This is a genomic window from Amycolatopsis sp. NPDC003865, from assembly GCF_053605345.1.
In genome coordinates, this window is sequence record NZ_JBSGJA010000041.1 from 15,947 (window position 1) to 30,353 (window position 14,407).

The 14,407-nt window shown below is 74.8% G+C and carries 1 protein-coding gene; it reads right to left on the reverse strand.

Annotation, left to right across the window (positions count from 1 at the left end; all coding sequences use genetic code 11):
* Positions 1 to 177: 177 nt before the first annotated feature.
* Entirely contained in the window at positions 178 to 14,406 is a 14,229-nt protein-coding gene (locus ACWEVP_RS48860) for a type I polyketide synthase (protein WP_452069454.1), read from the reverse strand.
* Between the last annotated feature and the right edge of the window lies 1 nt (position 14,407).

Genomic DNA, 14,407 nt, shown 5'->3' on the forward strand with positions numbered 1-14,407 from the left:
AACCGCATGCGGGACCCGCAAATCCCTAAACTTGGCGCTCGCGGGACTGGTTGTCCCCAGGGGTGGTCGGTTGTGGACAAGTTCGGCTGTGCGATGCCTTGCCCGGCCGTTTAGCCGGGGGTCGGCGATAGACTGGACCGGGGCCGGCCCCCAGGGAGGACGGGCCCCGGTCGGTGCTCAGCCGAGGTCGAGTTCGTCGATCAGGGCGAACATCTCGTCGTCCGTCGCGGACTCCAGCCGTTCCTCGACCGCCGTGACCGGACCGGAGCCGGTCACCCGGGACAGCAGCTCCTGCAGCCTCGACCCCAACGTCGCACGCGCCTGCGCGTCCGCCAGCAGTTCCGGCAACGCGAACTCCACCCGGTCCAGCTCCGCCAGCGCCGGCAGGATCGCCGCCGGGACGTCCGGGACCAGCTCCAACCGCAGGTACTCCACCAGCACCGTCGTCGACGGGTAGTCGAACAGCAGCGTCGCCGGGAGGCGCAACCCCGTTGCCGCGCCCAGCAGGTTCCGCAACTCCACCGCGCTCAACGAATCGAAGCCCAGCTCCAGGAACCCGCGGTCCGGCTCGATCGCGTCCGGGCCCGCGTACCCCAGTACCGTCGCCGCGTGCGTGCGGACCAGGTCCAGCAACGCCCCGTCGCGCTCGGCCTCGGACATCCCCGCCAGCCGGTGGGTCAAGCTGTCCACCGGGTCGACCGAAGCCGGCCGGACCGCGCGGCGGACCGGGGTGCGGATCAAGCTGCGCAGGATCACCGGGATCGCGTCCTCGCCCACCCGGTCGCGCATCGCCTCCACCACCAGCCGCACGGGGAGCAGCACCGCCTCGTCCAGCGCGCACGCGATGTCGAACAGGTCCAGGCCCTCGTCCGACGGCATCGGCTCGACGCCGCCACGCGCGAGGCGCGACAGGTCCGCCTCGCCCAGCTTGCCCGTCATGCCGCTGCGCTCGGCCCACAGCCCCCACGCCAGCGACAGCGCCGGCAGGCCCTCGGCCCGGCGGACGTGCGCCAGCGCGTCGAGGAACGCGTTCGCCGCCGCGTAGTTCGCCTGGCCTGTGCCGCCGAACGTGCCCGCCAGCGAGGAGAACACCACGAACCCGGCCAGGTTCATCCCCGCCGTCAGCTCGTGCAGGTGCCACGCCGCGTCGACCTTCGGCCGCAACGCCGTGTCCAGCTGCCGGGTCGTCAACGCCGACACCACGCCGTCGTCGAGCACCCCCGCCGTGTGCACCACCGCCGTCAGCGGGTGCTCGGCGGGGATCGCCGCCAGCAGCCCGGCCAGCGAATCCCGGTCGGCGACGTCGCACGCGGCCATCGTGACGTCCGCCCCCCGCGCGGTCAGCTCCGCGACCAGCTCGGCGGCGCCTTCCGCCGCCGGGCCGCGCCGGCTGGTCAGCACCAGCCGCTTGGCGCCGCGGGCGGTCACCAGGTGCCGGGCGACCAACGTGCCGAGCGTCCCGGTCGCCCCGGTGATCAGCACCGTGCCTTCCGGGTCCCACGCCGCGACCGGCGCCGGGCTCGCCGCCGGGACGCGGGCGAGGCGTGGCACCTGGATCGCGCCGATCCGGACCGCGACGTGCGGCTCGCCGCAGGCCAGGGCCGACGGCAAAGCCGCGTACGAGACTTCGCGGTCGTCGAGGTCGACCAGCACGAACCGGCCCGGGTTCTCCGACTGCGCCGAGCGGACCAGGCCGACGACCGCCGCCGTCGCGAGGTCCGTGATGCCCTCGCCGACCCGGGTCGCGATCGCGCCCCGGGTCACGAACACCAGCCGTGAACCGGCGAACAGGTCGCTCGCCAGCCACTCCTGGACCTGCTCCAGCGCGCCGTGGGTGGCGGTCCGGACCGCGCGCGTGACGTCCTCGTCGTCGTGCGGGCCGCTGGTCACCACGACGACCTCGGGCACCGGAGTACCCGCGATCACGGCCGCTTCGAGCGCGTCGAAGTCCGGGTAGGACTCGACCGGGACGCCCGCGGTCCCGAGTGCCTTGGTGACGCGGACGCCGACGTCGGACCCGACGACCGCCCAGCGTTCGGCCGCCGAGTGGCTGACCGGCGTGATCGGGGCCATCACCCAGCCCACCCGGAACAGGGATTCGTGGTACGCCGACCGTGCGACGTCGAGCTGCTCGGCCGACACCGGCCGCAGCGTCAGCGAGCCGACGGTGGCCACCGGCAACCCGTCCTGGTCGGCCACCGTCAACGCGACCGTGTCGTCGCCCTGGCCGGTGACCCGCACCCGCAGCGCCGACGCGCCGCCGGCGTGCAGGGTCACCCCGGCCCAGGCGAAGGGCAGGACCGCGCGGCTTTCGTCGCGCAGCGCGACCGTGTGCAGGGCCGCGTCGAGCAGTGCCGGGTGCAGCCCGAAGCGGCCGGCCTCGGCGGCCTCCGGCTCGGGCAGGCCGACTTCGGCGAAGATCTCCCCGCCGGCGCGCCACGCCCGGCGCAGCCCTTGGAACGCGGGGCCGTAGTCGAACCCGTTCCCGGCGATGCGGTCGTAGAGCCCGTCGAGGTCGATCGGCTCGGCACCGGCCGGCGGCCACGTGCCGGTGAGGTCACCGGCGGCCGGGGCGGGCGCGGCGGCGAGGGTGCCGCTCGCGTGCGTGGTCCACGGCTCGTCCTCCATGGCGCCGTCGGCGCGGGAGTAGATGTCGATCGACCGGCCGCCGAACCGGTCCGGCCCGCCGACGGCGACCTGCAGCCGGACGCCACCGGTCTCCGGCAGCACCAGCGGCGCCGCGAGGGTCAGCTCCTCGACGCGTTCGCAGCCGACCCGGTCCGCCGCGTGCACGGCCAGTTCCATGAACGCCGTCCCGGGCAGCAGCACGCTGCCGAGCACGACGTGCTGCGCCAGCAGCGGATGGCTCGACGCCGAGAGCAGGCCGGTGAACAGCGCACCGTCCGAACCGGCCAGGGCGACCGACGCGCCCAGCAGCGGGTGCCCGGGTTCGGTGAGGCCGGCGCCGGTGACGTCCCCGGGCGCGGCCGGCGCGTCCAGCCAGTACCGCTCCCGCTGGAACGCGTACGTCGGCAGTTCGACGTGCCGGCCGGCGCCGAGCATCGCGGCCCAGCCGACGTCGGCGCCCGCGGTGTGCAGCCCGGCGAGGGCGGTCAGCAGCGACCGTTCCTCGTCGTGTCCCTTGCGCAGCAGGGAAACCGAGATCGGGTCGGCCGGGCCGGCGCAGTCCGGGACGAGCGCGGCGAGCACCGCGTCCGGGCCCAGCTCGACGAACCGGGTGACGCCGTCGGCGACCAGCGTGGCGACGCCGTCGGCGAACCGGACGGTCTCCCGCACGTGCCGCACCCAGTACTCCGGCGTCGTGACGTCACCGGCCGCCACGACCGGGATCCGCGGCTGCTCGTAGGTCAGCTCGCCGGCGACCGAGGCGAACTCGGCGAGCATCGGGTCCATGAGCGGCGAGTGGAACGCGTGCGAGACGTCGAGGCGCTTGGTCTTGCGGCCCAGCGCGGCGAAGTGCTCCCGCACGGCCAGCACGGCCTCGGTTTCGCCCGAGACCACGACGGCCGCCGGCCCGTTCACCGCGGCCAGCCCCACCCGGTCGTCCAGCAGCGGGACGACCTCGGCCTCGGTGGCCGCGATCGCCACCATGGCCCCGGCCGAAGGCAACGCCTCCATCAGCCGGCCGCGCGCGGAGACCAGTTTCGCCGCGTCGGCCAGGGAAAACACCCCGGCGGCGTGGGCGGCGGCCAGCTCGCCGACCGAGTGGCCGGCGAGGAAGTCCGCCTGGACGCCCCACGACTCCAGGAGCCGGAACAACGCCACCTCGAGGGCGAACAACGCGGGCTGGGTGAAGCCGGTGCGGTCGAGCCGGGCGGCGTCGTCGCCGAACACGACGTCCCGCAGCGGGACGTCGAAGTGCGCGCACACCGCGTCGAAGGCGTCGGCGAACGCCGGGAACCGGTCGTACAGCTCGCGGCCCATGCCGAGCCGCTGCGCGCCTTGGCCGGTGAACAGGAACGCCGTCCGGCCGGCGCGCGCACTGTGGACAGGCCGGTCCGCGGCCAGCGCCGCCAGTCCGTCGCGGAGTTCACCGAGGGTTTCGCCGACGATCACCGCGCGGTGCCCGAACTTCGCGCGGGCGGCCAGCGAGCGGGCTACCGCAGCGGAGTCCGCTTCGGACTGGGTGAACGCCAGCAACCGACGGGCCTGATCCCGCAATGCGGCTTCGGACCGGGCCGACACCGGCCAGGCCGTGAACCGTTGCGACGTCTCGGCTTCCACCGGCTCGTCACCGGCGGGAGCCTCTTCGAGGATCGTGTGCACGTTGGTGCCGCTGACCCCGAACGACGACACCGCCGCGCGGCGCGGGTGGCCGTTCGCCGCCCATTCGACCGGCTCGGACAGCAGCCGCACACGACCGGCGGACCAGTCGATGTGCGGCGACGGCGTCTCGGCGTGCAGCGTGCGCGGCAGGACGCCGTAGCGCAGGGCCTGCACCATCTTGATGACCCCGGCGATGCCGGACGCGGCCTGCGTGTGCCCGATGTTCGATTTCACCGAACCGAGCCACAGCGGGCGGTCGCGGTCCTGGCCGTAGGTCGCGATGAGCGCCTGCGCCTCGATCGGGTCGCCCAGCGTGGTGCCCGTGCCGTGCGCTTCGACGGCGTCCACTTCGGACGGTGTCAGCGCCGCGTCGGCCAGCGCGGCGCGGATGACGCGCTGCTGCGCGGGTCCGCTCGGCGCGGTCATGCCGTTGGACGCGCCGTCCTGGTTGACCGCGGACCCGCGCACCACGGCGAGCACCGGATGCCCGCGCCGCCGCGCGTCGGACAGCCGTTCGACCAGGACCATGCCGACGCCCTCGGCCCAACCCGCACCGTCGGCGTCCGCGGAGAACGCGCGGCACCGGCCGTCCGGCGACAGCGCGCGCTGCCTGCTGAACTCGACGAACGTGTCGACCGAGGAGATCACCGTGACCCCGCCGGCCAGCGCGAGGTCGCACTCGCCCGAGCGCAGCGCCTTGACCGCCCAGTGCAGGGCCACCAGCGACGACGAGCACGCCGTGTCGACCGTGACCGCCGGGCCTTCGAAGCCGAAGGTGTAGGCGATCCGGCCGGACGCGACACTGCCCGCGCTGCCGGTCGCCAGGTGCCCTTCGAACTCGCCGGGCGCGTGCCGCAGCCGGGCGCCGTAGTCGTGGTAGTTGGAGCCGACGAACACGCCGGTCCGGCTGCCGCGCAACACCGAAGGGTCGATGCCGGCGCGTTCGACGGCCTCCCACGACGTCTCCAGGAGCAGCCGCTGCTGCGGGTCGATCGCGGGCGCCTCGCGGGGCGCGATCCCGAAGAAGGCCGGGTCGAAGTCCGCCGCGTCGTGCAGGAAGCCGCCGCCGCGGGTGTAGAACGTGCCCGGCTTGTCCGGGTCCGGGTCGTAGTGCCGGTCGAGGTCCCAGCCGCGGTCGGCGGGGAACCCGCCGACGGCGTCGACCCCGTCGGCGACGAGCCGCCAGAGGTCGTCGGGACCGGCGACGCCGCCCGGGTAGCGGCAGGACATCGCGACGATCGCGATCGGTTCGTCGGCGTGCACGACCACCGGGGCCGCGGTCTCGGTCACGGTGTCCCCGGCCAGTTCGCGCCGGACGTGCTCGGCGAGCGCGACGGCGGTCGGGTGGTCGAACACCAGCGTCACGGGCAGCCGCAGACCGGTGGCTTCACCCAGGCGGTTGCGCAGGTCGACGGCGGTGAGGGAGTCGAAGCCGAGGTCGCGGAAGGCGCGGTCGGGTTCGATGGCCTCCGGTGCGGGGTAGCCGAGTGCCACCGCGGCCTGGGCCTGGATCAGCTCCAGGACCAGGCGGTGCTGCTCGGCGACGTCGAGCCCGGTCAGGCGCCGGTCCCAGCCGGTCTCGACGGTCTCCGGCGCCGCGGCTTCGGAAATGCCCAGCAACGCGGCGCTCGGCCGGCCCTGCGCGAGGGTCTTGCGGTAGCGGTCCCAGCGGATGTCGGCGACGGCCAGCACGGTCTCGTCGTCGGCCAGGGCCTGTCCCAGCGCGAGCAGCGCCTGCTCCGGGTCCATGGCGGGCAGGCCCTGCTCGGCCAGGCCTTCGCCGCGGCCACCGCGCCACGCGCCCCACGCGATCGACGTCGCGGGCAGGCCCGCCGCCCGGCGTTCGCGGGCGAGCGCGTCGAGGTGGCTGTTGGCGGCCGCGTAGCTCGCCTGCCCCGGCCCGCCGAGCGTGCCCGCCAGCGAGGAGAACAGGACGAACGCCGCCAGCCCGCGGTCCGCGGTCAGCTCGTGCAGGTGCCGCGCGGCTTCGGCCTTGGGCCGGAGCACGTGCGCGAGCCGGTCGGGGGTGAGGCTGTCGATGACGCCGTCGTCGAGCACGGCGGCGGCGTGCACCACCGCGGTCAGCTCCGGCAGCTCGTCGAGGAGTCCGGCCAGCTGGGCGCGGTCGGCGACGTCGCACGCGACGACGGTCAGCTCGGTGCCGAGGTCGGCGAGTTCGGCGGTCAGCCCGGGCAGGTCCCGGCCGTGCCGGCTGGTGAGGACCAGGCGGTCGGCGCCGGCGCGGGCGAGCCAGCGGGCCAGGTGCGGACCGATCCCGCCGGTGCCGCCGGTGAGCAGCACCGTGCCCGACACCCGCCACGGCTGTCCGGCCCGGGCCGGTTCCGCACGGACGAACCGGCGGCCGAAGACCCCGGACGCGCGGACGGCGACCTGGTCCTCGGGACCCGGTGCCCCGAGCACGGCGGCGAGGCGGGCGACGGCGCGGGCGTCGAGGTCGGCCGGGAGGTCGACGAGGCCGCCGAAGCGCTGCGGGTACTCCATGGCCGCGATCCGGCCGAAGCCCCAGGTCGGCGCCTGGCCGGTGGCGCGGACCGGGTCCGCCGCGCCGGTGGTGACCGCGCCGCTCGTGGCGAGCCAGAGCGGCGCGTGGATCCCGGCGTCGCCGAGAGCGTGCAGCAGCGTCAGATTCGGTTCGAGCCCGCCGGCGGCCAGGAGGGACAGCACGCCTTCGCACGGACCCGCCTCGCGAAGCAGCTCGGCGCACCGCGCACGGTCCACATCGGACGGAAGCGTCAGGAGGCGCGCGCCGAGCCCGTCGGCGAGGGCCTGTGCGTCGTGTCCCGCCGGGGCGACGACCAGCCAGTCGGCCACGACCGTCCCGGAGGCGACGGCGAGGGGGATCCACTCGACCCGGTACCGCCAGTCGTCCACAGTGGACCCACTGGCTCGGCGGCCGCCGGCCGGGGCGTCCAGCCAGTACCGCTGGTGCTGGAAGGCGTAGGTCGGCAGCGGGATCCGGCGGGCGCCGGGGAACACCGGCGCCCAGTCGACGTCGACGCCGCGGACGTGCAGCTCGGCCAGCGACGTGCGGAACCGCGCCAAGCCGCCCTCGCCGCGCCGCAGCGTGCCGACGGTGATCGCGCCGGGCACGACCTCGGCGATCGCCGACGAGACGACCGGGTGCGGGCTGACCTCGACGAACACCGCGTCTTCGAACGCTCCGACGGTCTGGGCGAACAGCACCGGCTGCCGCAGGTTGCGGTACCAGTAGCCGGCGTCCAGCGTCGCGGTGTCGATCGGCTCGGCCGAGACCGTCGAGTGGAACGGGATGTCGCCGGTGCGCGGTTCGACCGCGGCGAGCACGTCCCGCAGTTCGCTCTCGATCGCTTCCACGTGCGCCGAGTGCGACGCGTAGTCGACCGGGATCAGCCGCGACCGGACGCCGTCGGCCTGGCACTGCGCGAGCAGTTCGTCCAGCGCGGCGGGCTCGCCGCACACGACGGTCGACGACGGGCTGTTGAACGCCGCGATCGAGATCCGGCCCGCCCATTCGGCGAGCAGTTTTTCCACGTGTTCGGCGTCGAGGGCGATCGAAGCCATTCCGCCCTGGCCGGCCAGGCCGGCGGCGATCGCCTTGCTGCGCAACACGACCACCCTGGCCCCGTCGGCAAGGGACAGTCCACCGGCGACGACGGCGGCGGCGATCTCGCCCTGGGAGTGCCCGACCACGGCGTCCGGCGTGACGCCGTGCGCCTGCCACAACGCGGCCAGCGAAACCATCACCGCCCACGACAGCGGTTGCACGACATCGACACGGTCCAGCACCGATTCGCGCAGGGCGGTGAACGGCGACCAGTCGACAAAGGACCCCAGTGCCGCCGCGCACTCCGCGAACCGCTCGGCGAACACCGGCGACGAGTCCAGCAGCTCCGCGGCCATCCCGGCCCACTGCGCACCCTGGCCGGGGAACACGAACACGGTCCGCTCGGCCGGGCCGGCCACCCCGGTGACGACCGACGCGCTCGGCGTCCCGGCGCCGAGCGCGCGCAGGCCGTCCAGGAGCTCCGCCCGGTCCTCACCGAGGACGACGGCCCGGTGCTCGAACGCGGTCCGCGTCGAAGCGAGGGACCAGCCGACGTCGGCGATGTCCGCGTCACCCGCGAAGCCTGCCAGTTTCGCCGCCTGCGCCGGCAAACCGGCTGCCGACCGCGCCGAAACCACCCACGGCACCGGACCCGGGACCGGCGCACGATCGAGGGCGGGTTCGGGAGTGGGGTCGTGTTCGAGCACGACGTGCGCGTTGGTGCCGCCGACGCCGAACGAGGAGACACCGACGCGGCGCGGTCCCGGCTTGTCCGGCCACGGCGTCGCCGACGTCAGCAGTTCGAGCGCCCCGGAAGACCAGTCGACGTGCGGTGACGGGCGTTCCGAGTGCAGCGACCGCGGCAGCAGGCCGTGGCGCATCGCCAGGACCATCTTGATGACACCGGCCGCACCCGCGGCCGCCTGGCTGTGCCCGATGTTCGACTTGACCGACCCCAGCCACAGCGGCCGTGAGCGGTCGCGCCCGTAGGTCGCCTGCAGCGCCTGCGCCTCGATCGGGTCGCCGAGCGTGGTGCCCGTGCCGTGCGCCTCGACGGCGTCCACATCGGACGGTTCGAGCCCGGCCGCGGCCAGCGCGGAGAGGATCACCCGCTGCTGGGACGGGCCGTTGGGCGCGGTGAGGCCGTTGGACGCGCCGTCCTGGTTGGTCGCGGTGCCGCGGACGACGGCCAGCACGCGGTGGCCCTTGCGCCGCGCGTCGGACAGCCGCTCGACGAGCAGCAGGCCGACGCCCTCGGCCAGGCCCATGCCGTCGGCGTCGGCGGAGAACGGCTTGCTGCGGCCGTCGGCGGCCAGCGCGCGCTGGCGGCTGAACGCGACGAACGGCGCCGGGGTCGACATGACCGCGACCCCGCCGGCCAGCGCGAGGTCGCACTCCCCCGACCGCAGTGCCTGGCCGGCCAGGTGCAGGGCGACCAGCGACGACGAGCAGCCGGTGTCGATCGTGACCGCCGGGCCCTCGAGCCCGAAGGTGTAGGCGACGCGGCCGGAGGTGACGCTGCCGGTGCCGCCGGTCACCAGGTGCCCTTCGACGCCTTCGGGGACTTCCCGCAACCGCGGGCCGTAGTCGTGGCCGCTCGCGCCGACGAACACGCCGGTGCGGCTGCCGCGCACAGCGGCCTGGTCGAGCCCGGCGTCTTCGAACGCCTCCCACGCGGCTTCCATGACCACGCGCTGCTGCGGGTCCATCGCGAGCGCTTCACGCGGGCTGATGCCGAAGAAGCCCGGGTCGAACTCGGCCGCGTCGTAGAGGAACCCGCCCGTGCGGGTGTAGCTGTGGCCGGCGCGCTCGGGGTCCGGGTCGTAGAGCGAGCCGGGCTGCCAGCCGCGGTCGCCGGGGAACTCGCCGATCGCGTCGGCCTCGGCCAGCATCAGCTCCCACAGCTGCTGCGGGCTGCCGACACCGCCGGCGAACCGGCAGCTCATGCCGACGATCGCCAGGGGCTCGTCGGCCGCGACCGCCGACGCGGCGACGGCAGGTGCGGCGGGGGCGCCGAGCACCTCGGCGCGCACGTGCCGGGCGAGGGTCGTCGCGTTCGGGTAGTCGAAGACCAGGGTCGCGGACAGCTTGAGGCCGGTGGCGGCGGTGAGCCGGTTGCGCAGTTCGATGGCGGTCAGCGAGTCGAAGCCCAGCTCGCGGAACGCGCGGGCCGCGTCGACGTCCTCCGGTCCGGCGTAGCCGAGCACGGCGGCCGCGTGTTTGCGGACCATGGCGAGCAGTTCGCGGTCCTGGTCCGCTTCGGACAGTGCGGACAGCTTGGCGCGCAACGCACCCGCCGCGCCGGTCTGCTCTTCGGTGACCTCCGACGCGGCGGCCAGCACGGCCGCGACCTCGGGCACTTCGGACAGCAGCGGACGCGGGCGGGCGGCGGTGAAGACCGGGACGAACCGCTCCCAGTCGATGTCGGCGACGGCGAGGAACGGCTCGTCGTGGTCGAGGACCTGACCGAGGCCGAGCAGCGCGGGTTCCGGGGCCATGAACGGGATGCCGCGCCACTTGAGCTGGTCGGCGACGACGTCGGAGACCATGCCGTCACCCGCCCAGATGCCCCAGGCGACCGAGGTGCCGGCCAGCCCGCGGGCGCGGCGGCTCTCGGCGAGCGCGTCGACGAAGGCGTTGGCGGCGGCGTACGCGCCGTGGTCGCCACTGCCCCACACACCGGCGACGGAGGAGTACAGCACGAACGCGTCGAGGCCGGCCCGATCGAAGAGCGCGTCCAGGTTCCGGGCGCCGGCGAGCTTCGCGCGGGCACCCTCTTCGAACTCGGGCAACGTCGTGCCGGCCAGCGGCGCCAGCAGGCCGACACCGGCGGTGTGGATCACCGCGCGGATCTCCGGCAGGCCGCTGACCAGGGCAGACAACGCATCGCGGTCGGCGACGTCGCAGGCGGCGATGGTCACCTCGACACCCAGCGCTTCGAGTTCTTCTCGCAGCTCGGCGGCGCCGGGGGCGTCCGGTCCGCGGCGGCTGGTCAGCACCAGGTGCTCGGCCCCGCGGCCGGCGAGCCAGCGGGCGACGTGCGCGCCGAGCCCGCCGGTGCCGCCGGTGATCAGCGCGGTCCCGCTCGTCCGCCACTCGGGTGCGGTGCCCTCGACCGGCGCACGACGCAGACGGCGCTGGTAGACGCCGGAGTCGCGGACGGCCAGCTGGTCTTCGTCGCCGATCCCGGTGAGGACCGCGCAGAGCCGGGTCGCGGCGCGCTCGTCGAGGGTCTCCGGCAGGTCGACCAGCCCGCCCCAGCGGTCGGGGTGCTCGAGGGCGAGCACCCGGCCGAGGCCCCAGGTGGTGGCCTGGCCCGGGCGGGGCAGCTCGTCGCCGGGGACGACGGCGGCCGTGCCCTGCGTCGCCAGCCAAAGCGGCGCGGTGATCCCGGCGTCGCCGAGTGCCTGGGAGAGCAGGAGGTTCGCGGCCAGCCCCGCCGGCAGCACCGGGTGCGTCGCGTGCGCGCGCTCGTCGAAGGCGAGCAGCGACAGCACCCCCACGACGCCGGACTCGTCCCGCAGCCGCTCGGCCAGCGACGCGCGATCGTCGGTCTCGTCGACCCGCAGGGTCCGGACGACCGCACCTGCCTTCTCCAGGGCGTCGAGGCAGACCTCGGGCGCGTCCACGACCAGCCAGGTGCCGGGCAACGCCGGGGCCGGCTCGGGAACCGGGTGCCAGGTGATCCGGTACCGCCACTGGTCCACTGTGGACAGCTCGGTGCGGCGGTGACGCCAGCCGGCCAGCGCGGGCAGCACCTCCTGCCAGGGCGTTTCGGCGGTGACGCCCAGCTCGTCGGTGAGGGCACCGTCCTCGACGGCGGTCCAGAACCCGTCGTCCGCCGGAGCGGTTCCGACCGGGGTCTCCAGCCAGTAGCGCTGCCGCTGGAAGGGATATGTCGGCAAAGCGACCGGACGGCCGTGCGGGTGGACGGCCGTCCAGTCGACGTCGTGGCCCCGCGCCCACAGCTGCGCCGCCGACGTCAAGAACCGGGTCAGGCCGCCTTCGCCGCGGCGCAAGGTGCCGACGACGGCCGCCGCGCCGGGGTCGAGCGCCTCGTCGAGGGTCTCCTGGATGCCGCCGCCGAGCACCGGGTGTGGGCTGGCCTCGACGAAGAACCGGTGTCCCTCGGCGAGGAGGGTCCGCGTCGCGTCCTGGAAGCGCACCCGCTGCCGCAGGTTGCGGTACCAGTAAGCGGCGTCGAGGGTCGAGGCGGTCTCGCCGGTGACGCTGGAGACGAACGTGACCTGCGCGGGAAGGGGTTCGACGTCCGCCAGTGCTTCGAGCAGTTCGGCTTCGAGGACCTCGACCACGGCGGAGTGCGACGCGTAGTCGACCGGGATCCGGCGGACACGCAGGCCGTCGGCCTCGGCCCGGGCGAGGGCTTCCTCGACGGCGGCGACCTCGCCGGAGATCACCACGGACGCGGGTCCGTTGACGGCCGCGATGGACACCCCGTCCGCGAGCAGGGTCGCGACCTTCGCCTCCGGCGCGGCGACCGACGCCATCGCGCCCAGGCCCGCGAGCCGGGCGGCGATCAGCTTGCTGCGCAGCGCGACGACCTTGGCGCCGTCGTCCAGGGACAGCGCGCCCGCGACGACCGCGGCCGCGATCTCGCCCTGGGAGTGGCCGACGACGGCGTCCGGCGTGACGCCGTGCGCCGCCCACAGCGCGGCGAGCGACACCATGACCGCCCACGAGACCGGCTGGACGACGTCGACCCGTTCCAGGGCCGCCGCGTCCCCGAGGACGTCGGTCAGCTTCCAGTCCACGAAGGACTCCAGCGCGGCCTCGCACTCGGCCATCCGCGCGGCGAACACCGGGGATTCCCCCAGCAGGTCCACGGCCATGCCGGCCCACTGGGCGCCCTGCCCGGGGAAGACCAGGACCGTGCCACCCACGGCCGTGGCCTCGCCGCCGACGCCCGCGGCGGTCCCGGATTCGGCGATCTCGCGGACGCCCGCGAGCAGCGCGGGCAGGTCCCGGCCGACCACCGCGGCGCGGTGCTCGAACGCCGAGCGCGTGTGCGCCAGGGACCAGCCGACGTCGGCGATGGTCGCGTCCGGCAGCGCCGCCAGCTCCGCCGCACGGGCCTTCAACGCGGCTTCGGACCGGCCGGACAGCACCCACACCGCGGTGTCCACTGTGGATTCTTCAACGCCGGCGGGTTCGTCGGCGACGCCCTCCAGCACGACGTGCGCGTTGGTGCCGCTGCCGCCGAACGAGGACACGCCTGCCCGGCGCGGCGCACCCGTCTCGGGCCACTCCTGCTGTTCGGTCAGCAGGGAGACCGCGCCCGCGGTCCAGTCGACGTGCGGGGTCGGCTCGCCGACGAACAGCGTCTTCGGCAGGACGCCCGCGCGCAGGGCCAGGACCATCTTGATCACGCCGGCGAGCCCGGACGCCGCCTGGGTGTGGCCGATGTTCGACTTCACCGTGCCCAGCAGCAGGGGCCGCGAGCGGTCGCGGCCGTAGGTCGCCTGCAGGGCCTGCGCCTCGATCGGGTCGCCCAGCTTGGTGCCGGTGCCGTGCGCCTCGACGACGTCGACCTGCTCGGGCGCCAGCCGCGCGTTGGCCAGCGCCGCCTCGATCACGCGCTGCTGGGAGAGCCCGTTGGGGGCGGTCAGCCCGTTCGACGCGCCGTCCTGGTTGATCGCCGTGCCGCGGATGACCGCGAGCACCGGGTGCCCGTGCTTGCGCGCGTCGGAGAGCCGTTCCAGCAGCACGACGCCGACGCCCTCGCCCCAGCCCGTGCCGTCGGCGTCGGCCGAGAAGGCGCGGCAGCGGCCGTCGGCGGACAGGCCGCGCTGGCGGCTGAACTCGATGAAGTTGCGCGGGTTGGCCATCACGGTCGCACCGCACGCCAGCGCCATCGAGCATTCGTCGCCCCGCAGCGCGGTCACCGCCAGGTGCAGGGCGACCAGCGACGACGAGCACATCGTGTCGACGGTGACGGCCGGCCCCTCGAGCCCGAAGGTGTAGGCGAGCCGGCCGGACAGCACGGCGGCCGAGCCGCCGGTGAGCAGCAGCCCCTCCAGGCCCTCGGGCGCGGTGACCATGCCGCCCGCGTAACCCTGGTTGCTGGCGCCGACGAACACGCCGGTCTTGCTGCCGCGCAGGGCTGCCGCGTCGAGGTTCGCCCGCTCGAAGGCCTCCCAGGTGGTCTCCAGCAGGAGCCGCTGCTGCGGGTCCATCGCGGTGGCTTCACGCGGGGAGATGCCGAAGAACGCGGGGTCGAACTGCGCGGCGTCGGTCAGGAAGCAGCCGTCGCGGACGTAGCTGCGGCCGACGCGGTCGGGGTCGGGGTCGTAGAGGTCCGGGTCCCAGCCCCGGTCGGCCGGCCACGGCGAAACGGCGTCGCGGCCGTCGGCCAGCAGGTCCCAGAGCTGTTCGGGGGTGGCGACCCCGCCCGGGAAGCGGCAGCTCATCGACACCACGGCGATCGGCTCGGCGCGGCGCTCGGTGACGTCGTGCAGGCGCCGGTTGGCCAGCTTCAGATCGGCCGTGACCCGCTTGAGGTAGTCACGGAGCTTGTCCTCGTTGCGCATCTGCGTCGGCTCCTGTTGTCCGGTCACG